This is a genomic window from Mesorhizobium sp. 113-3-9, assembly GCF_016756515.1.
GTDB lineage: Bacteria > Pseudomonadota > Alphaproteobacteria > Rhizobiales > Rhizobiaceae > Mesorhizobium.
In genome coordinates this window covers 6,916,361-6,936,050 of record NZ_AP023246.1, presented here as the reverse complement: position 1 = coordinate 6,936,050, position 19,690 = coordinate 6,916,361, and the positions used below count along the sequence as shown (strand labels likewise).

General features: G+C 64.0%; 15 protein-coding genes and 3 pseudogenes. 11 read left to right on the top strand and 7 right to left on the bottom strand.

Going from position 1 to position 19,690, the window contains the following annotated elements; genetic code table 11:
• Positions 1-10: 10 nt before the first annotated feature.
• Both MesoLj_RS33280 and MesoLj_RS33275 read right to left on the bottom strand, forming a co-directional pair.
• A complete protein-coding gene (locus MesoLj_RS33280) occupies positions 11-721 on the bottom strand; it encodes an IS6 family transposase (RefSeq protein WP_202323971.1) in 711 nt (236 codons plus the stop codon).
• 206 nt (positions 722-927) lie between these two features.
• Positions 928-1,305 (bottom strand): Tn3 family transposase, encoded by a 378-nt coding sequence (locus MesoLj_RS33275; RefSeq protein WP_157866084.1) that lies wholly within the window; start codon positions 1,303-1,305, stop codon positions 928-930.
• Positions 1,306-1,991: 686 nt separating this feature from the next.
• Here MesoLj_RS33275 and MesoLj_RS33270 point away from each other — a divergent pair.
• The 11 genes and pseudogenes from MesoLj_RS33270 to MesoLj_RS33225 all read left to right on the top strand — a co-directional run.
• Complete coding sequence (locus MesoLj_RS33270; RefSeq protein ID WP_010913992.1) at positions 1,992-3,194, top strand: cytochrome P450; 1,203 nt, start codon at positions 1,992-1,994, stop codon at positions 3,192-3,194.
• Positions 3,195-3,288: 94 nt separating this feature from the next.
• The gene (locus MesoLj_RS33265) at positions 3,289-4,578 is read left to right on the top strand and encodes a cytochrome P450 (RefSeq protein ID WP_010913993.1); all 1,290 of its coding nucleotides are present in this window, start codon (positions 3,289-3,291) and stop codon (positions 4,576-4,578) included.
• A gap of 1 nt (position 4,579) precedes the next feature.
• Positions 4,580-4,861: pseudogene (locus MesoLj_RS36770) on the top strand (ferredoxin); the annotation flags it as partial.
• Positions 4,862-4,879: 18 nt separating this feature from the next.
• On the top strand, positions 4,880-5,704 hold the full coding sequence (locus MesoLj_RS33260) for an SDR family oxidoreductase (RefSeq protein ID WP_027033417.1): 825 nt from the start codon (positions 4,880-4,882) through the stop codon (positions 5,702-5,704).
• Entirely contained in the window at positions 5,704-7,047 is a 1,344-nt protein-coding gene (locus MesoLj_RS33255; protein WP_006329090.1) for a cytochrome P450, read from the top strand. The genes MesoLj_RS33260 and MesoLj_RS33255 overlap by 1 nt, the downstream gene beginning before the upstream one ends.
• 124 nt (positions 7,048-7,171) lie before the next feature.
• Positions 7,172-8,137 (top strand): polyprenyl synthetase family protein, encoded by a 966-nt coding sequence (locus MesoLj_RS33250; RefSeq protein ID WP_202327574.1) that lies wholly within the window; start codon positions 7,172-7,174, stop codon positions 8,135-8,137.
• 310 nt (positions 8,138-8,447) lie between these two features.
• On the top strand, positions 8,448-9,998 hold the full coding sequence (locus tag MesoLj_RS33245; protein WP_202323970.1) for a hypothetical protein: 1,551 nt from the start codon (positions 8,448-8,450) through the stop codon (positions 9,996-9,998).
• Entirely contained in the window at positions 9,995-10,897 is a 903-nt protein-coding gene (locus MesoLj_RS33240; protein WP_010913997.1) for a terpene synthase family protein, read from the top strand. The genes MesoLj_RS33245 and MesoLj_RS33240 overlap by 4 nt, the downstream gene beginning before the upstream one ends.
• An 84-nt stretch (positions 10,898-10,981) precedes the next feature.
• The gene (gene fni, locus MesoLj_RS33235) at positions 10,982-12,037 is read left to right on the top strand and encodes a type 2 isopentenyl-diphosphate Delta-isomerase (protein WP_010913998.1); all 1,056 of its coding nucleotides are present in this window, start codon (positions 10,982-10,984) and stop codon (positions 12,035-12,037) included.
• A 405-nt stretch (positions 12,038-12,442) separates the two neighbouring features.
• Positions 12,443-14,095 (top strand): MFS transporter, encoded by a 1,653-nt coding sequence (locus MesoLj_RS33230; protein ID WP_096453949.1) that lies wholly within the window; start codon positions 12,443-12,445, stop codon positions 14,093-14,095.
• Between the two features lie 356 nt (positions 14,096-14,451).
• A pseudogene (locus MesoLj_RS33225) lies at positions 14,452-14,655 on the top strand (cold-shock protein); the annotation flags it as partial.
• Positions 14,656-16,115: 1,460 nt separating this feature from the next.
• Here the strand turns inward: MesoLj_RS33225 and MesoLj_RS33220 are convergent.
• The 5 genes and pseudogenes from MesoLj_RS33220 to MesoLj_RS33200 form a co-directional block, all read right to left on the bottom strand.
• Complete coding sequence (locus MesoLj_RS33220; protein ID WP_244672974.1) at positions 16,116-16,970, bottom strand: tyrosine-type recombinase/integrase; 855 nt, start codon at positions 16,968-16,970, stop codon at positions 16,116-16,118.
• A pseudogene (locus tag MesoLj_RS33215) lies at positions 16,967-17,122 on the bottom strand (tyrosine-type recombinase/integrase); the annotation flags it as partial. The pseudogene MesoLj_RS33215 and the gene MesoLj_RS33220, both read right to left, overlap by 4 nt.
• Before the next feature lie 29 nt (positions 17,123-17,151).
• Entirely contained in the window at positions 17,152-18,039 is an 888-nt protein-coding gene (locus MesoLj_RS33210) for a dihydrodipicolinate synthase family protein (protein WP_069093303.1), read from the bottom strand.
• Between the two features lie 18 nt (positions 18,040-18,057).
• A complete protein-coding gene (locus MesoLj_RS33205) occupies positions 18,058-18,696 on the bottom strand; it encodes a LysE family translocator (protein ID WP_010914002.1) in 639 nt (212 codons plus the stop codon).
• Between the two features lie 84 nt (positions 18,697-18,780).
• Positions 18,781-19,470, bottom strand: coding sequence for a B3/B4 domain-containing protein (locus MesoLj_RS33200; RefSeq protein ID WP_096453950.1), 690 nt, complete (start codon positions 19,468-19,470; stop codon positions 18,781-18,783).
• Between the last annotated feature and the right edge of the window lie 220 nt (positions 19,471-19,690).

Sequence of the window (19,690 nt, the reverse complement as noted above, 5' to 3'; positions counted from 1 at the left end):
GGGACGGCTGTCACGCTGCGGCGAGACACGCGATTTTGTTCCAGATTTGCATGGCGGCGTTACGCAGGTCTCGATGTTGAGCCGATGACAGCGTATTGCGGGGAAAGTGGAACAGGTTGGCAATCGGATCATGGATGGAAACGAACCGCTGAAGCTGGCGTGCCGACTTGAAGCGTTTCATGGTCCTTTCGCGTCGTCGGGTCGGCTGGTGCGAATTTTCCGCTCGATTATTGAGGCCTTTGTGCGACCGGTGTTCGACACCGGGCATGAGGTCGCGCCTGGCGGCATCATAGGACCGGAGCTTGTCGGTGATCATGACTCGTGGTGTCCGCCCTTGAGCCTTCAGCAACTTGCGCATCAGACGCTTTGCCGCCTTGGCATTTCGGCGGCTTTGCACCAGCACTTCGAGGACCAAGCCGTCCTGATCGACGGCACGCCAGAGCCACTGCTTCTTGCCATTGATGGCCACCACACATTCGTCGAGATGCCATTTGTCGCCCAGGCAGCCGGCTGACCGTCGCTTGATCTCCCGGGCGAAATGCCGCCCGAATTTCTCCGCCCAGCTTCGAATGGTCTGATGCGTGACGATGATGCCGCGGGCCGCCAACATGTCCATGCGCAGGCTGAGCGGAAAGCGAAAGTAGAGCCATACCGCGTGCGCAATGATCTCGGCGGGAAAGCGGTGGCGACGATAAAGCGGATCACGAGCAACTTCTGACATGGCCCATGTTCGCACATCTTCATCAGCCGTCGGTTAACTTTACGGTGCCGGCCGGACTATTCCGATGTCGTTCTGGCCGGCCCAGATTGACTGTGGCCATACTGCTGCTCGACCTCCTCCCAAGTGAGGACCTTGGAAAGAATGGGAAGCATTTGGCAATTCAGCGCGCAGGCCTGGCAGCGCCAGCTTCTGCCAGGCGATCGCCCTCAGGCGTGGCGGCAGGTTGAACCCGAGCAGGCGGCAAAAGGGACGCCGAGGGCGCTCTGGCCATGGCTGCCGACATATAAGCGCTGGATCTCCACGTTGGTGTAATGTCGCAGCAAGACCTTGGTCATCGCCGCGACCTCCGAAGACGAACAGCGCTTGAGCTGCGAGAAAATGCAGGTCGAGCCCTTTTCGACATGCCAGTAGATCATCACGCGCGACCGCCATAGCGGACATGCCATTCCGTCATCAGGTTGCCGTCCCAAGCGCCGAACTTCTTGGGCCGTGCCGGCTTCGCCCCAGATGGCGGTGTTGCGGATCGCCTGTGTTGCATTGGCAACGAGCCCGCAAGCCGCCTCGAGCGCGCCCGGAGCAAGCACGTGACCCCTGAGCCAACCAGGAGCCCTCCTATGGCTCAATACGGTCAGGTCGCCTGCCATCATTCCACGACAGGACAACTAATAAAGAAGGTGTCGCCGGTCTGGCGTCTGACCACCGTATACTATCCGACACTGTTTTGTCGCCTTTGTTGGGTCCGCGACACCGGGCTATTTCATCGAGCTCTTGTCTGCCTCAGGCTAATCCCCTGAAAAGCAATCACAATGTTTTTCTTCTGCTGGGTCGGCCAAATTGGCACGAGTTTTGAGACTCCTTCGTTGGGAGCCGGGAGCCGACGACCGATCTTCATTTCGTGGATGACACCGCGATCGATGGAACGAAGAAAGAAAAGCATAATGTCAAATCCGCATCAGATAGCATCCTATGGCAAGGGGGCCTTGGCGAAACCGCCCGTACCCAAACAGGCTGCCAACCTTGTCGACGCTTGCGCAGGAAATCTTGATGGCCGGCTGCGACTCAAGGGACCACCACACTCGCCTTAATCCTGAACTCGAAGGCGCAGGATAAAGTTCTGCATCTCGCCGCGCGGTATGCCTAGACAGTTACACGTTGGCCGATCTTGACATCGAGTCGGGCTACTCCCCGGACGACGTCTACGTGCCGTCGTAATCATTCGCTGCCCGCAGCGCCTTCCGCCCTTCCATCGCTTAGAGAGTGAAGTGCCACCATGTCCGAACAACCCTTGCCGACGCTGCCGATGTGGCGCGTCGATCACATCGAGCCCTCGCCTGAGATGTTGGCGCTACGCGCCAACGGTCCGATCCACCACGTACGCTTCCCGTCCGGGCACGAAGGCTGGTGGGTGACAGGCTACGACGAGGCCAAGGCGGCGCTGTCCGACGCGGCGTTCCGGCCCGCGGGAATGCCGCCGGCGGCATTCACCCCGGATTCGGTGATTCTCGGTTCGCCGGGGTGGCTTGTCTCGCACGAGGGGGGCGAGCATGCCCGGTTACGCACGATCGTGGCGCCGGCCTTCAGCAACCGCAGGGTGAAGGTGCTCGCGCAGCAGGTCGAGGCGATCGCCGCGCAGTTGTTCGAGACGCTGGCGGCCCAGCCCCAGCCCGCCGACCTGAGGCGCCACCTCTCCTTTCCGCTGCCGGCCATGGTCATCAGCGCGCTGATGGGCGTGCTCTACGAGGATCACGCCTTTTTCGCCGGGCTGTCCGACGAAGTGATGACGCACCAGCATGAAAGCGGCCCGCGCAGCGCGTCGCGCCTGGCCTGGGAAGAACTGCGCGCCTACATTCGCGGCAAGATGTGGGACAAGCGCCAGGATCCGGGCGACAACCTGCTGACGGATCTGCTCGCGGCGGTCGAGCAGGGCAATGCGACCGAGGAAGAGGCGATCGGCCTGGCGGCGGGCATGCTGGTGGCGGGGCACGAGAGCACCGTCGCGCAGATCGAATTCGGCCTGCTGGCCATGTTCCGCCATCCGCAACAGCGCGAACGCCTAGTCGGCGATCCATCCCTGGTGGACAAGGCGGTGGAGGAAATCCTGCGCATGTACCCGCCGGGCGCGGGCTGGGACGGCATCATGCGCTATCCGAGGACCGACGTGACTATCGCGGGCGTGCATATTCCCGCGGAGAGCAAGGTGCTGGTCGGCCTGCCGGCGACGTCGTTCGATCCGCGCCATTTCGACGACCCGGAAATCTTCGACATCGGACGCGACGAAAATCCGCACCTGACGTTTTCGCACGGGCCGCACTACTGCATCGGCATGGCGCTGGCCAGGCTGGAACTCAAGGTGGTGGTCGGCTCGATCTTCCAGCGCTTTCCCGCGCTGCGCCTGGCCGTGGCGCCCGAAGAACTGAAGTTGCGCAAGGAGATCATCACTGGCGGGTTCGAGGAGTTCCCGGTGCTCTGGTGACGCGCGGACGCCGCCCGGAATCGCGATCTACTCCGCAATTTGCCGGCGCGCCCAGCGCGCGCCGGTCAGATCAGCCAGCCAACAGGTAACCAAGATGGACGTGCAAGAAACCACGGCAGCATGCCGGGACGCCTTCGCCGAACTTGCGTCGCCAGCGTGTATCCAAGACCCGTATACGTTCATGCGGTGGTTGCGCGAGCACGATCCGGTGCATCGTGCGGCGTCGGGCCTCTTTCTGTTGAGCCGCCACGCCGACATCTACTGGGCGCTCAAGGCCACGGGCGATGTGTTTCGGGGACCGGCGCCGGGCGAACTGGCGCGCTATTTCCCGCGTGCGGAGACCAGCCTGTCACTCAATCTCCTCGCGTCCACGCTAGCGATGAAGGAACCACCGACGCATACGCGTCTGCGCCGGCTGATCTCGCGCGATTTCACCATACGCCAGATCGACAACCTGCGGCCGAGCATCGCACGCATCGTCGCAGCGCGCCTGGACGGCATGGCGCCCGCGCTGGAGCGCGGGGAGGCGGTGGACCTGCATTGGGAATTCGCGCTGGCTGTGCCCATTCTGGTCTTCGCCGAACTGTTCGGCATGCCCCAGGATGACATGTTCGGGCTCGCCGCCGGCATCGGCGCCATTCTGGAAGGCCTGAGCCCACACGCCAGCGATCCCCAGCTCGCCGAGGCGGACGCGGCCAGCGCGAGGGTGCAGGCCTACTTCGGCGACCTCATACAGCGCAAGCGCACCGATCCCCGCAACGACATCGTGTCGATGGTGGTCGGCGCACACGACGACGATGCCGACACGCTGTCGGATGCGGAGTTGATCAGCATGCTGTGGGGCATGCTGCTGGGCGGCTTCGCCACCACTGCTGCGACCATCGACCATGCGGTCCTAGCGATGCTGGCGTATCCCGAACAGCGGCACTGGCTGCAGGGAGACGCCGTGGGGGTGAAGGCATTCGTCGAAGAAGTCCTGCGCTGCGACGCGCCTGCCATGTTCAGCTCCATCCCGCGTATCGCCCAGCGCGACATCGAACTGGGCGGCGTGGTGATCCCGAAGAACGCGGACGTGCGCGTGCTGATCGCGGCCGGCAATCGCGACCCGGACGCCTTCTCCGATCCCGACCGCTTCGATCCCGCGCGGTTCTACGGCACCACTCCTGGCATGTCGACCGACGGGAAGATCATGCTGAGCTTTGGCCACGGCATCCACTTCTGCCTCGGTGCGCAACTGGCCCGGGTGCAGTTGGCCGAGAGCCTGCCGCGGATCGAGGCGCGCTTCCCCACGCTGGCATTGGCCGAGCAGCCGACCCGGGAGCCATCCGCGTTCCTCAGGACGTTCCGCGCGCTGCCGGTGCGACTGCATGCTCAGGGGGGCTGAGATGCGCGTCGTGATCGATCAGGATCTATGCGGAACCACCGGGCAGTGTGTGCTGACGCTGCCGGGCACCTTTCGCCAGCGCGAACCGGACGGCGTGGCGGAAGTGTGCGTGGCGACGGTCCCGCAGGCGCTGCACGCCGCCGCGCGGCTCGCGGCCAGCCAGTGTCCGGTCGCCGCCATTCGGGTCATCGAAAGCGACGCTGGCGAGCGCGCCAGCGCCGACCCTGCGCCTTCTCCGGCGCAGGCTGAGCGGCATGCCGCGAAAGACCAACGCAACCCAGGAGGACGGTTTGAAGGCAAGGTGGCCGTGGTGACCGGCGCCGGCGCCGGCATCGGCAAGGCATGCGCCCTCGCCATCGCGCGCGAGGGCGGCAGAGTGGTGGTGGCCGACATTGATGGCTCGGCGGCCGTCGCCTGCACCGCGCAGATCGCGGCCGAAGCGGGCCACGCGCTGGCCCTGGCCATGGACATCGCCGATGCGCAGGCGGTGGCAGCGCTGTTCGAGACGGCGGAGCGGCACTTCGGTGGGGTCGACCTGCTGGTGAACAACGCGAGCGCCATGCATCTGACACCGCGCGACCGCACGATCCTCGACCTGGACCTGGCGGTCTGGGATCAGACCATGGCGACCAATCTGCGCGGCACGCTGCTCTGCTGCCGGCAGGCCATCCCACGAATGATCGCCCGCGGCGGTGGCGCGATCGTCAACATGTCGTCGTGCCAGGGGCTCAGCGGTGACACCGCGCAGACGTCCTACGCCGCGTCGAAGGCGGCGATGAACATGCTGTCGGCCTCGCTCGCCACCCAGTACGGTCATGCGCAGATCCGCTGCAACGCGGTTGCGCCGGGTCTCATCATGACCGAGCGTCTCCTCGCCAAGCTGGACGAGTGCATGCAACGGCATCTGAGCCGGCACCAACTCCTGCAGCGCGTCGGCCGCCCCGAGGACGTGGCCGCGCTGGTGGCGTTCCTGCTCTCCGACGATGCTGCGTTCATCACCGGCCAGGTCCTGTGCATCGACGGCGGCATGCTGGCGCATGTGCCGACGTACGCCGACGGTGGCAACAGCCGCGCCGCGCGGCCTGCCGGCGACACCGCCAAAGCGGCCGCGGGGCCGCGCTGCTGATGGACATGCTGCTCAACCCGCTGGACCGTCGGCACCGGCTGCGGGACGACATCCCGGTCGTGCCCGGCGCTTTCCCCCTGGTCGGACATCTTCCCGCCATCGTATGCGACCTGCCGCGCCTGCTGCGGCGCGCGGAACGGACGTTGGGCAGCCACTTCTGGCTGGATTTCGGCCCTGCCGGACACCTGATGACCTGCGTGGATCCGGATGCGTTTGCACTGCTCCGGCACAAGGACGTGTCCTCGGCGCTGATCGAAGAGATCGCGCCCGAATTGCTTGGCGGAACGTTGGTCGCCCAGGACGGCGGCGCGCACCGGCAGGCGCGCGACGCGATCAAGGCGGCGTTCCTGCCCAAGGGGCTGACCCAAGCCGGCATCGGCAACCTGTTCGCGCCCGTCATCCAGGCGCGGGTGCAGGCGTGGCGCGACCGCGGCGACGTAACCATCCTGCGCGAAACCGGCGACCTGATGCTCAAGCTCATCTTCAGCCTCATGGGAATCCCAGCGCAGGACCTGCCGGGATGGCATCGCAAATACCGGCAACTGCTGCAGTTGATCGTCGCGCCCCCGGTCGACCTGCCTGGACTGCCCTTGCGGCGCGGCCGCGCCGCCCGCGACTGGATCGACGCGCAGTTGCGCCAGTTCGTCCGCGACGCGCGCGCACATGCCGCGCGCACTGGGTTGATCAATGACATGGTGAGCTCCTTCGATCGCGGCGACGATGCGCTCTCCGACGACGTCCTGGTCGCCAATATCCGCCTGCTGCTGCTTGCCGGTCACGACACCACCGCCTCGACGATGGCCTGGATGGTGATCGAGCTGGCGCGGCAGCCTGGGCTATGGGACGCCCTGGTCGAGGAGGCGCAACGCGTGGGCGCGGTGCCGACCCGGCACGCGGACCTGGCGCAGTGTCCGGTCGCCGAGGCGCTGTTCCGCGAGACGCTGCGCGTGCATCCGGCGACCACGCTCCTGCCGCGTCGCGCGCTGCAGGAATTGCAACTCGGCCAACGGCGCATTCCTGCGGGCACCCCTCTGTGCATCCCGCTGCTGCATTTCTCGACCTCTGCGCTGCTGCACGAGGCGCCTGATCAGTTCCGCCTGGCACGGTGGCTGCAACGCACGGAGCCGATCCGGCCGGTGGACATGCTGCAGTTCGGTACCGGCCCACACGTCTGCATCGGTTACCACCTGGTATGGCTGGAAATGGTGCAGTTCTGCATCGCCTTGGCACTGACCATGCACAAGGCCGGGGTGCGGCCGCGGTTGCTGAGCGCCGTCGAAAAAGGTCGGCGCTATTTCCCGACCGCACATCCGTCCATGAAAATCCGCATCGGATTCTCATGAGCTGGCATCGCATGCCCCGTGTGGCGAGGCAGCTACTCGGCGCGCGCGCTCGGTGCGACCCCGCCAACACCGCGGCGGCTCGGACGCTCGCCGTGGCCGTGCCAGATACAAGGACATGAACGACATGCAGACCGATTCCACGCTACACGACGACGCGCAGGCGCGCGGCGCATCCGGCAGGCTGCCGTCGGAGATCTGGATGCAGGACGGCGCAAGGCGGGTCGAACAGGCGCTGGCGCGTCTTCTCTGCGCCGAAGACGACGGTGAGACCGAGCTGATGGCGGCGATGCGCTACGCCACCTTGCATGGCGGAAAGCGCACCCGCGCCTTGCTCTGTCTGGCTACCGGCGCACTGGCCGACACGCCGGCGCCCATGCTCGACGATGTCGGCGCCGCCATCGAGATGATGCACGCCTGTACCCTGGTCCACGACGACCTGCCCGCAATGGACGATGACGTGCTTCGCCGCGGCCTTCCGACCGTGCACGTCAAGTTCGGCGAAGCCACTGCGATCCTGGTCGGCGATGCGCTGCAGGCGCACGCCTTCCTGACCCTGGCGAGCCTGGATGCGCCGAGCGACAACCGTATCGCGCTCGTGCGCGAACTGGCGCAGGCGGTGTCCGCCGAGGGTGCCGCAGGCGGGCAGGCCATGGATCTGTCGCTGGTAGGAAAGCACGTCGAGCTGGACAGGATCGTGGCGATGCACCGGATGAAGAGCGGAGCACTAGTGCGCGCGTCCGTTCGCATGGGCGCGCTATGCGCCATCGCGGAGGATGCCGCCCACGCTGCGCTGTACTGTGCGCTCGATCGCTACTCCGCCTGTTTCGGCCTGGCGTTGCAGGTGGTCGACGACATTCTCGACGCGACAGCGGATACCGCGACGTTGGGCAAGACCCCCGGCAAGGACGCGGCGGCGCAGAAGCCGACCTGTGCGTCGATCATGGGGCTGCAGGCAGCGCGCCAGTTGGCGCTGGATCTGTTGCGCGACGCCGGGGAGGCCATCCCCCCGCTGGGAACGCGTGCGGAACGGTTGGCGCAGATGCTGCAACGGGCCAACGCGTATCTGTTCAAGCACGCGCCATGCGCATGAGCGCGCCCGTCCGCATGGAGTCGCCCCTGTGCCGCTGCGATCGATCGGCCGGCGTGAGCGGTGCATGCTGCACTGTGTCCAAGTCGGCGGCGGCGATCGCAGCGGTTGCCCAGCACAGCCGCGGCTCACGCGGCGCGCTGCGCGCAAGCCTATGCGGCGGACCGGCCCCAGCATGGGGCGCGTCGCCGCGCCGGAGCAGGGCGGCCGTCCGGCGCTGCCCGTGCGCCGGGCCGCGACGGGCCTGCGGCGACGTGCGCGGCGTCTGCCCGATCCAGGTTCCCGTCAACTGTCTGCAGAAGGAACATACCGCGTGAACGCGCTGTCCGAACAGATCCTTTCCGAATTGCGCCACCTGCTGATCGAGATGAGCGACGGCGGCAGCGTCGGTCCGTCCGTCTACGACACGGCGCGAGCTCTGCAGTTCCACGGCAACGTCACCGATCGGCAGGACGCATACGCGTGGCTCATCGCGCAACAACAGGCCGATGGCGGATGGGGAAGCGCGGACTTCCCGCTGTTCCGCCATGCGCCCACCTGGGCGACGTTGCTGACATTGCAGCGTGCCGATCCTCTTCCCGGCGCGGCCGACGCAGTCCAGGCTGCAACCCGGTTCCTCGAGCGCCAGCCCGATCCCTACGCGCATTCGGTGCCGGAGGACGCGCCGATCGGCGCGGAGCTGATCCTGCCGCAGTTGTGCGGCGAGGCCGCATCCTTGCTGGGCGGCGTGGGGTTTCCGCGCCACCCGGCGCTGTTGCCGTTGCGGCAGGCGTGCCTTGTCAAGTTGGGGGCGGTGGCGACGTTGCCGAGCGGCCATCCGTTGCTGCACTCCTGGGAAGCCTGGGGAACGTCGCCGACCACCGCATGCCCCGACGACGACGGCAGCATTGGCATCAGTCCGGCGGCCACCGCCGCGTGGCGTGCGCACGCCGTAACACATGGGAGCACGCCGCAGGTCGGGCGCACCGACGCGTATCTGCAGGCGGCATCGCGGGCGACGCGCAGCGGCATCGAAGGTGTCGTTCCCAACGTCTGGCCGATCAATGTGTTCGAGCCATGCTGGTCGCTGTACACCCTGCATCTGGCCGGGCTGTTCGCGCATCCCGCGTTCGCCGATGCCGTGCGCGTGATCGTCGCGCAGCTCGACGCCCGCATGGGCGTGCGCGGTCTGGGCCCGGCCTTGCACTTCGCAGCCGATGCCGACGACACCTCCGTTGCGTTGTGCGTCCTGCGCCTTGCAGGTCGCGACCCGCCGGTCGATGCGCTGCGCGATTTCGAAATCGGCGAGCTATTCGTCACCTTCCCCGGCGAGCGCAATGCCTCGGTGTCGACCAACATCCATGCCCTGCATGCGTTGCGACTGTTGGGAAAGCCCGCCGCCGGCACCAGCCACTACGTCGAGGCCAATCGCAACCCGCACGGTCTATGGGACAACGAAAAATGGCACGTTTCGTGGCTGTATCCCACCGCGCATGCGGTCGCTGCGCTGGCGCAAGGCAAGCCCCAGTGGCGCGACGAGCGCGCGCTGGCGGCGCTGCTGCAGGCGCAGCGCGATGACGGCGGCTGGGGCGCCGGTCGCGCGTCCTCATTTGAGGAAACCGCCTATGCGCTGTTCGCGTTGCACGTCATGGACGGGAGCGAAGAGCCGACAGGGCGCCGGCGCATCGCGCAGGCGGTGGCGCGTGCGCTGGAGTGGATGCTCGCTCGCCATGTGGCGCATGCATTGCCGCAGACGGCGCTGTGGATCGGCAAGGAACTGTATTGCCCCACCCGGGTCGTGCGGGTGGCCGAACTCGCCGGGTTGTGGCTGGCGCTTCGTTGGGGGCGGCGCGTCCTGGCCGAGGGAGCAGGAGCGGCGCCATGATCCAGACCGAACGCGCGCTGCAGCAGGTGCTGGAGTGGGGGCGTTCCCTGACAGGGTTCGCCGACGAGCATGCCGTGGAAGCGGTCAGGGGCGGCCAGTACATCCTGCAGCGCATCCACCCGAGCCTGCGCGACACCTGCGCCCGCACTGGCCGCGATCCGCAGGCCGAAACGCTGATCGTGGCGTTCTATCGCGAACTGGCGCTGCTGTTCTGGCTCGACGATTGCAACGACCTTGGCCTGATCGCGCCGGAGGAGCTCGCCGCGGTGGAGCAGGCGCTGGGGCAGGGCGTGCCGTGCGCGCTCCCCGGATTCGAGGGCTGCGCTGCTCTGCGCGCTTCGCTGGCCGCGCTCGCCTACGATCGTCGCGACTATGCTCGGCTGCTCGACGACACTCGGTGCTACTGCGCGGCGCTGCGCGCCGGACACGCGCAGGCGGTAGGGGCGGAACGCTGGTCCTACGCCGAGTACCTGCACAACGGCATCGATTCGATCGCCTACACGAACGTGTTCTGTTGCCTGTCGTTGCTGTGGGGGCTGGACATGGCGACCTTGCGCGCGCGTCCGGCGTTTCGCCAGGTCCTGCGGCTCATCTCCGCGATAGGGCGCCTGCAGAACGATCTGCATGGACGCGACAAGGACAGGTCGGCGGGCGAGGCCGACAACGCGGCGATCCTGCTGCGGCAGCGCTATCCGGCTATGCCTGTGGTGGAGTTCCTCAACGACGAGTTGGCCGGCCATACGCGCATGCTACACCGGGTGATGGCGGAAGAACGCTTTCCCGCGCCGTGGGGAGCGTTGATCGAGGCCATGGCGGCCATCCGCGCGCAGTACTACCAGACCTCGACCAGCCGCTACCCCAGCGACGCTGCGGGGGGAGGCCAGCGTGCGCCCGCCTGAACGGCGGGATGCGGCTGCGTGCGCGCGCTGCCGTCGGTCCGATCCGATGCAACGCCGTCCCCCGATGCGACGGATGGAGCGAGCATGAGCGATAGCGACAACATCCCGAGCCGGCGCAAGGACGACCATCTGGACATCGTGCTGGATCGGCGAACGGCGCCGGCCACGGTCGCCGCCGGCTGGGAGTACATCCGTTTCGAACACTGCGCATTGCCCGAGTTGGACCTGACGCAGATCGACCTGCGCGCCTCGCTGCTGGGCAAGACCATGCGCGCGCCGCTGCTGATCAGCTCCATGACCGGCGGCGTGCTACGCGCCGAGGCCATCAACCGGCATCTGAGCGAGGCAGCACAAGCCTTGGGGATCGCCATGTGCGTCGGTTCGCAGCGCGTGAGCCTGCAATCCCGCAACTCCCAGGGGCTGACGCGCGCGCTGCGCCGCATGGCCCCAGACATTCCCTTGCTGGCTAATATCGGCGCCGCGCAACTGCGCGAGGCCGACGGCCTGGACCTGGCGTGCCGGGCGGTGGATGCGCTGGAGGCCGATGGACTCATCGTCCATCTCAATGCGCTGCAGGAAGCGGTACAGCCGGAGGGCGACCGCGACTGGCGCGGCGTCCTGGCGCAGATCGCTCGCGCCGCGCGCAGCGTGGACGTGCCGATTGTGGCCAAGGAAGTGGGGTCGGGCCTGTCCGCCTCGGTGGCCTGCGCGCTCGTCAAGGCGGGCGTGGCGGTCATCGATGTCGCCGGCGCCGGCGGCACCAGTTGGGCCGCGGTGGAGGGCGAGCGCGCCCGCGATGCCGCCGACCGTGCAGTGGCGATGGCGTTCGCCGACTGGGGGATTCCGACCCCGGCCAGCGTGCAGGCGGTACGTCGGGCGCTGCCAACTGTGAAGCTGATCGCGTCGGGCGGGATCCGCGACGGCGTCGACGTGGCCAAGGCCATCCGCCTGGGCGCGGACATCGCCGGGCAGGCGGCCGGCGTGCTGCGCGCGGCGACGGTGTCCACCGAGGCGGTTGTCGCGCATTTCGAGATCGTCATCCGCCAGTTGGCCGTTGCCTGCTTCTGCACCGGCTCGGCTGATCTGGCGGCGTTGCGTCAGGCGCGGTTGTTGCCCTCGGCGCATCTGCCCGCCGGTTGATGCCGGCGTCGCCCGCACGTGGCGGCGGGCGCCTAGCAGGCTGCTGAATACCTACGCCAAAGATGACTACTGATCCACCTTGGCGAGGCGGTTCAATGCGCGGGAGCTCGTGATCACCAGAAGGGAAGTCGATGCCCAGGACGTGGCTTGGTTGGAGACGCTAAGGAACGTCAAACTGACGATTCTTGTAACGTGGTCGGGGATCGAGAGCGACAGGATCGAACCGGTCTCGTCCCGCATAGCGGAACGATAGCTCCACCGGAAGCATTCGGTTCTGCCACAGCATCGGCCAGGCAAAAATAACTTGCGTTGCGCAGATAAAATGCCCTGATCCTGCCATTCCTCCATGGGCACGTGGGCGGGGAGAAATCTCATACAACTGGCAGCGAAGGGAGGCTCGGCCCAATGAGCGGGGTGGCGCGTGAAGAAGTTAATCCGGTGTCATCGGCAACGTTCGCGCCGCTCGAGAATTCAACTTTCCGTCCGATCTGGATTGCCACACAGGTATCCAGTCTAGGGTGGCTGATTCAAATGGTTGCCATCAGTTGGCTGATGGCGACCATTTCGACATCGGATGTGATGGTCGCCTTGGTGCAGGCTTCGACAACCTTGCCCACATTCCTCCTGTCAATTATCGCCGGCGCCCTAGCGGACAATTACAGCCGCCGCAATCTCATGTTCGCTGGCTGGTGCGTGATAGCATCGTCCTCGACGATGCTGACTGTTCTTGCAGGTCTCGGAATTTTCAATCCATGGATGGTTCTTGCATTCAGCTGTTTGGCCGGAGTAGGCGCCGCTTTCACCGACCCCGCCTGGCACGCGTCGGTTGGCGATATCCTGCGAAAGCGCGATGTTCCGGCCGCCGTCACGCTTATTTCGGTCGGATATAACGCCGTCCGAAGCATCGGTCCCGCTCTCGGTGGAGTCGTCGTTGCTTCCTTTGGCCCTTTGACGGCTTTCGCAGTGGCGACGCTTACATATCTGATGCTGCTGTGGACCATAGGGCGCTGCAAATGGCAAGTTCGCCCGTCACCGCTGCCGAGTGAACCATTGACCACGGCGATCCATGACGGAGCGCGCTTCACTGCCCTGTCATCCGAAATCAAGGCAGCAATTGCCCGCGGTGCCCTCTTTGGGCTGACGAGCATCTCTATACTAGCGCTCTTGCCTCTCGTCGCCCGCGATCAGCTGGGGGGAGGGCCAGTCGTTTACGGCATCCTGATGGCCGGCTTCGGGACCGGCGCCTTGTTCGCCGGCATCTGCAACAACATTCTGAGACGGAGGCTGTCCCAGGAACGTTTGACGACACTGTCGTGCATCGCCTGTGCGGCTTGTTGTCTATCGCTTGCTTTCACCCCCTCGGTGGCGGTGGCGGCTATCGCGCTGGCGCTCGGCGGCGCGGGCTGGGTCGTGACCTGGACCGGGCTGGACGTAAGCGTCCAGTTGGCGAGTCCAAGGTGGGTCGTTGGTCGCACGCTCTCGATCTATTACGCCCTTTCATCCGGCGGCATCGCGGCTGGCAGCTGGCTGTGGGGTACGGTGGCCGAGAGCTATTCGCTGAGCTCGGCTCTGGAGCTTTCAGGTGGCGCGCTGCTGCTGGTCGCTGGCACCGGCTTCCTGCTGCCCATCCGTCAATGGAAAGATTCCGATCAGGCTCCTCTTGGCTTCGAAACGCCTCAGGTTGCCCTGGATTTGAAGCCCCGAAGCGGGCCGATCGTCGCCAAGATCGAATATTCAATACCCGAAGCAAATGTCGAAGCGTTCCTGGAGCAGATGCGGGAACGGCGGCGAGTACAAAGCGGCGTTGGTGCGCGACACTGGAATCTCCAGCGCGACCTCCAGCAGCCTTCGCGTTGGACAGAAACCTTCCGCACCCCGACCTGGATGGACTACCTTCGCCTGAACCACCGCCTTACGGCAGCCGACAAGGAGTTGGACCAGCGTCTCCTCGCATTGCACCTGGGAGAGCTTCCTCCTCGAACCACGCTTGCGATCGAGCGGCCGACTGGAGCTGGCCGCAAGCGGGACCAATCGATGCGGTTCTTTTTCCGGCGTTGACATCCGTCCAGGCGTCCGCGCTGGTGAGACAGGATGGGTTGGAAACGAGCCACCGCTCTCACCATCCGTTTTGCAGATCGGCTTCGATCCATTCGAGTGGTTGCCGAGCCGGCATACTGGGCGGCTCAGACGTATCCTTGTCGGAGAGATTCCTCGGCACTCGAGCGTCTTGCAGCGCGTTGCGCTCAAGCTCACCGGCACCTGTTCGGTGCGTTCCCAAACAGAGCAATGGCTTTTCGCGCCGCAACCCCGAGGTGGGTAATTCTGGTTTTTGCTGGGTTTAACTCTACGAAATATGAACAGGATCGGCTTCACGGCCCGTCTGGTTCGCACTGGCCACAGAGGAATACACAGATATGGCGACCGGAACAGTGAAGTGGTTCAACAGCACCAAAGGTTTTGGCTTAATCCAGCCCGATGACGGCGGTCAGGACGTTTTCGCCCATACTCCAGCTGTAGAACGGGCTGGACTTTCAAACCTCGTTGATGGGCAGAAGATCAAGTACGAGATCGAGCAGGACCGCCGTAGCGGCAAGTCCTCCGCAGGTAGTCTCAGCAAGGGTAGGCTGATTTTCTCGTCGGACCCGCAGAGCGCGAAGGATAAGTCAAGCCGAAGGTACCATCGTCATTCGCGGGGCGTATCGCGACGGACTCTCTTTTACGAGACGATCCTGATGCGTCACGCAAACGGTGAATCACGAACGCTCTCGCCGCAAACCCCTTCCGCCCGGAAATCTGCCCCGGTTACGGCTCTCGGCGTATCCCAGAGTTGGGAGAAGCTTCTGCCAGACTACAACTGTAACCTCATATCGGTTTAGCAGGTCAAGCGTCGGTGGTACCCTGATTGGGTAACTTAACGACTTTGGAGGCCGAGCAATGGATCGCGATAACAAACGGGCACGCGCAGCTGCAAGTTCATCCCAAGACGTGGGGAATCGCAGTACCCTCCGTGACCTTCCATACGGACCATTGACCGATGTTGCAGAACGGCTGGTAAGCGCTAAACCCGCGCGATACAGCGCGAAATCTTGGGACCTTCAAAGAACTCGGGAGGCGAGAGCGCATAGCCGTTCGGGGCACTCGAACCGAGCCAGAAACTGACCTCGCGAAGTTTGAAACGCGGACCAATCAGCTTGGACGATCAGCCGTCGATCTGGGAGATAAATTGACTGCCGGGTTGGGACACACCTCGGATGAAGTAGCATTGGAGCAATTCAGAGCAGTCAGTAATGTGTCTCATTACCTTCGGCCAGAGACACAAGATAGTATTGTTAATCGCATTGGCAACATGGATCCACCTTCGCAAGCTATCGGAGCGCTTTACGCTGCGCAAAACTTCAGCAAGTTTAACGCTGAAAATAAAGCTCGCATTTTTGATCAGGCCGCTGAATTGGCTACCGATCCGGATGGCCACGTCAGGTCGACAGCATCCAATGCTATGTACGCGATGTATCACCAGTTAGATCCAAATCAACAGGGCCAAGCTCACTCAATTCCCGGCATGCAAGACATCTTGCCGCAGATGCCTCCTCCGCGGCATGCAGCAGAGGAACGCAGTGCGGATCTGGACGCCCACATAGCAGGTATTGGGGCTGCAGTCCGTGATACAGTTGGCCCGCAAACCTCCCACGAACAGCTGCAGCGGGGTGGTCAAGTCGGCCGGGACACAAGCCACTCCTACAATCACGCCCGAGAGGATCTAATGGAGGCTAGGAGAAGCAGAGATCGCACCGGCCGTTGAGGTCTCGGCCATGGCAGTAACGCTTCCTCTCCCGAATTCCGTTCACGGCCTTGCTGTTTCCAATTCCCTGGCCGTCGACGTAGCTGCTTAGTGAAACTTTCAAAATCCACGTCTGCCGGGTGGCGCGATGCAAGCATCGCACCACCCGCTGCGGCATCGATCTGTCGAGCGTCGGCATCGCGACCTCGGTTCGGTGTCTGAAGCAAGCGCAGCATCAGCACGGCTAATTCGGCCATGGAACAATGTCTTCTACAAAAACGACGTCCCCCAACATAGCCATTAGCATCGCGTGCTCACTCGCCTTGGGGTTCTGTGCGGCAAGTCTGTACGCAACCTTCCGCCACGGGGGTAGCGGCGAGGCTCTGATGGCGTTTGATGTCCGTGCCTTTTGGTTTGAGACGCCCTTCTATTTGGGTATTTGTTCAGCAGCGCCTGCACGCCGTCGGCGCTCAGCTTGCCGCCGTGCGTGTTCGGAAAGAGAGCCGTTGCGCCCCGCTTCCTGGGCTCGTTGAGCCAGCCCCGAAGGGCTTGCTGTGCAACCTTGGTGAGCGGCGTACTTCGCTCCTTGCGGCCCTTGCCAACGCATCGCACGTGGGCACCGTGCCCCAGCATCACCGAGTCCCGGTCGAGATCGATGATCTCCGAGACCCGCAACCCCGTTTGCGCGGCCAGCAACAGCAGAGTGTGATCACGCCGTCCCAGCCATGTGCTGCGATCCGGACAGGCCAGGATCGCTTCAATCTCGGGCCTGGTGAGAAACTGAAGCTGTCGCTTGTCGCATCGCTTGCTCGGGATCGCGAGCACGCGTTGAATCTGGGCGCTATGGGCCGGCTCCTCGAACGACGCATATCTGAAGAAAGACCGAATGGCCGTGAGGCGGAGGTTCCGGGTCCTCACTGAGGCGGATCGCAGTGTCTCAAGGTCCTCCAGGAATGCACCGATGAAAGGCGCGTCCAAATCCCGCAGTGTCAACTGCGACGGAGACCTGCCAAGGCGTGTCTGCGCGAATGCAAACAGGAGCCGGAAGGTGTCGCGATAGGAGGCGATGGTGTTGGAGCTTACGCCTCGATGTCGCATGAGCCGATCGGTGAACCACCGCTCGATCAGCACGGCCAGATCGTTCGAGGCACTCATGAGCGAACCTCCCACCGCTCATCCAGCAGTCGCGCGGCATGGGTCATTAGCTCCGGCGCGGCGGATAGATACCAGTAGGTGTCGCGAACATTGGCGTGGCCGAGAAAGGTCGAGAGGACCGGCAGTTCCCGCTCGACATCTTCGCCCGCACGCAGTTGCACTGGGCATGCCCTGTGCTCGGCTATTCGAGCTTCTCCAATGCCTGCCTAATGTCATCTCCGGCGTCCTCCGGCAACGGCAAAATAGGGCGCGGTGGCTGGACGTGCGCCAGACCGAGGTAGTCGGCGATGACGAACATAACGCGGAAGCTGCCGTAGTGTTTGAACAAGGTCCAGAGCGGCCCGAAAGCGCGGTTCAACCGAGTGGACTCCACCGCGTCGCCGGACTGCGCTGCACGCGTCAGCGCAAGCGCCGGGACCGGCAGCAGACCTGCCGCAACGCTGTACCAGGTGTCACATCCGGCAAGCAGGGCATCCGCCGCGCCCCAATCGCCGCTGTATCCGATTGTGAACGTGTCAGGCGTCATCGACCGCAAACGTGCCAGTTCCCCCGCATAATCGTCATTCGCCGCCAGAGGCATTTTCACCGCGACGATGTTGGACACCTCTGACAGCCGGGCGATCAATGCGTCGCTGAATGTGAAGCGCGTGGTGCTTGGATTGTTATATATGCACAAAGGCAATTCCCCCGCCTCGGCCACCGCGACGAAGTGCTGGAAGACTTCGTCCTCGTTCAGGGGAACGTAGGACATCGGTGCCAGGAGCAGGCCGTCAGCTCCAGCGGATTTGGCATCGCGCGCCAGAGCCTGAGCTTCATCGGTACGCAATGCACCCACACCCACGACAAGAGGCGTTTTGCCGCCGATGCATTCCACGGCAGCCTGAACGGCACGCTTGCGTTCTTCCCTGGTGAGGTAAGCATAACCGCCCGTGCTCCCCAGAAGGCCGATGGAGTCCGCTCCGGCGCGTTGAATACGCTCGAGAAAACGAGCCAGACCCTCGGTGTCGACATGCCCTTCCGCATCGGTTGGCGTAAGGGGGAACGCCGACAGGCCGCGAAACAAAGTCATCATCCATTCCTTTCGAAACTACATACGGGAAAGCAGCATACGCAGCCCGGCGAACGCGAAGAACATCGCCAACAGACTTTCGATCCAGCGGCGGCAGCGGCGATATAGAGCCACCATAGGCGGTGTGGAGAAGACAATGGCGTAGCCGCAGAATATCGTGACACTTAGGATGGCGCAGCCACCCAATATCGCTGCGATGCTTTGCCACGATGAATTCGGACCGATCCCCAGCGTGACGAGCGCGATCCATGCCAGCACGGATTTTGGGTTCGCCAAATGCATCAAGAGGCCCTTCCTATAGAGCTCACCCCGCGAAAGAGCGACTTGGTCGGTCGATGCGCGCACCGCCAGCTTCTCGTTCGACGTAAGCGCCGACCGTCCCGCCCTGAAGGCGAGGAATAGCAGGTAAAGCCCCCCGAAAACCTGCAGAACGAGCAGTGCCTGGGCGTACCTGGCCAACAGGGCGGAGATGCCGGTGGAGGCCATAAAACCCCAAAAGATCGAGCCGCTGACGACGCCGGAGGCGAGCATGAGCGCAGCACCTCTGCCGCGCGCCATCGCAACCCCCATAATGCGCATGTTGCTCGGGCCGGGGCTCCCCGCGGCAATGACATATGCAGCAAAGACGATGAGCAACTGATGGAGATCGACATTCATTCTCTCAGCCCTTGATAATCTCGATCGGATCGATCGCGCCGGATGCCCCGGGCGGCCATGGATCCACTCGCTCGACCGGAAACCTCATCCGGCGATGGCAATTTCTTGGCTCGCGATTTTGCAGCCAGGCATCAAGGCATTCAGCCCTCCGACCATGGCATCCGTCGCCTCTGCCAATGCATCGTCCGGCATGGTCTCCAACGCCTCCAGTACGAACCACATCCGGCCTGTTAGGGTCTTCAGGCGGGTTCGAGTGCCCTGTCGCCAGTTCCAGCGTCGGCAGGTGACGCCAATGTCGTCGCGCCAGATGACCTCACCGGGCAAGGGAGGATCGTTGACCGCCTCTCCATTCACCATGGTGTCGAACGTCTCACTCCCGTCAGCGATCGTCAGGTGGGGTCTTCCGACATAGGCGTCAAAATTCTCTCCACCCACCGGGACTGCGTATTTCAGGCTGATGGCGTTGTAGAGATCGACGATCGGGTTGATCGTCGAAAGAGTGCCGTCTTTCAGAACCCGCTTTCTGAGGGCCTGGGCTGAGCACGGCGTACGGTTAGGCTTCGCGCCAAAGACGGCGTAGGCGTCGGACCAACTCGCCAGATGAGCTTCTGCCCAAGCCGGGCCATCCGCCAACGCGCAATCGCAGGCTTCACCAAGCAATCGGGGATCGAAACGTCCTTCTTCAGCTGAAGTGGCATCGACGTAGACGCTCACGGCTCTAAATCCCGATGCAATACTCTTAATTCGAGCGTCGATGATGGGACCCTCAAACATCCAGGCAACTCCATCAGTTCGAGCGCAAGCAATCCATGACCGGCGCGACCAGTCACGATCGCTTCCCTGACTGCAAGCCAATATTGCAGTTCACTGGTCCAAACTAAACTGCCACTTTTGGAGATTTTAATTGGTCCAGTATGAGGAGGGTTCTCGCAGCACGGGAGCGACGCGTCGGATTTATCAATCCCTGATCAAGCAGATCCAGGCCGGAGCGTAC

What these genes read in the sequence shown, in the direction of transcription:
- MesoLj_RS33255 (WP_006329090.1), top strand. Translation starts at nt 5,704, where the DNA reads ATGGACATGCTGCTCAACCCGCTGGACCGTCGGCACCGGCTGCGGGAC.
- MesoLj_RS33270 (WP_010913992.1), top strand. Translation starts at nt 1,992, where the DNA reads ATGTCCGAACAACCCTTGCCGACGCTGCCGATGTGGCGCGTCGATCAC.
- MesoLj_RS33220 (WP_244672974.1), bottom strand. Translation starts at nt 16,970, where the DNA reads ATGAGTGCCTCGAACGATCTGGCCGTGCTGATCGAGCGGTGGTTCACC.
- fni (WP_010913998.1), top strand. Translation starts at nt 10,982, where the DNA reads ATGAGCGATAGCGACAACATCCCGAGCCGGCGCAAGGACGACCATCTG.
- MesoLj_RS33200 (WP_096453950.1), bottom strand. Translation starts at nt 19,470, where the DNA reads ATGTTTGAGGGTCCCATCATCGACGCTCGAATTAAGAGTATTGCATCG.
- MesoLj_RS33265 (WP_010913993.1), top strand. Translation starts at nt 3,289, where the DNA reads ATGGACGTGCAAGAAACCACGGCAGCATGCCGGGACGCCTTCGCCGAA.
- MesoLj_RS33280 (WP_202323971.1), bottom strand. Translation starts at nt 721, where the DNA reads ATGTCAGAAGTTGCTCGTGATCCGCTTTATCGTCGCCACCGCTTTCCC.
- MesoLj_RS33205 (WP_010914002.1), bottom strand. Translation starts at nt 18,696, where the DNA reads ATGAATGTCGATCTCCATCAGTTGCTCATCGTCTTTGCTGCATATGTC.
- MesoLj_RS33240 (WP_010913997.1), top strand. Translation starts at nt 9,995, where the DNA reads ATGATCCAGACCGAACGCGCGCTGCAGCAGGTGCTGGAGTGGGGGCGT.
- MesoLj_RS33230 (WP_096453949.1), top strand. Translation starts at nt 12,443, where the DNA reads ATGAGCGGGGTGGCGCGTGAAGAAGTTAATCCGGTGTCATCGGCAACG.
- MesoLj_RS33210 (WP_069093303.1), bottom strand. Translation starts at nt 18,039, where the DNA reads ATGACTTTGTTTCGCGGCCTGTCGGCGTTCCCCCTTACGCCAACCGAT.
- MesoLj_RS33250 (WP_202327574.1), top strand. Translation starts at nt 7,172, where the DNA reads ATGCAGACCGATTCCACGCTACACGACGACGCGCAGGCGCGCGGCGCA.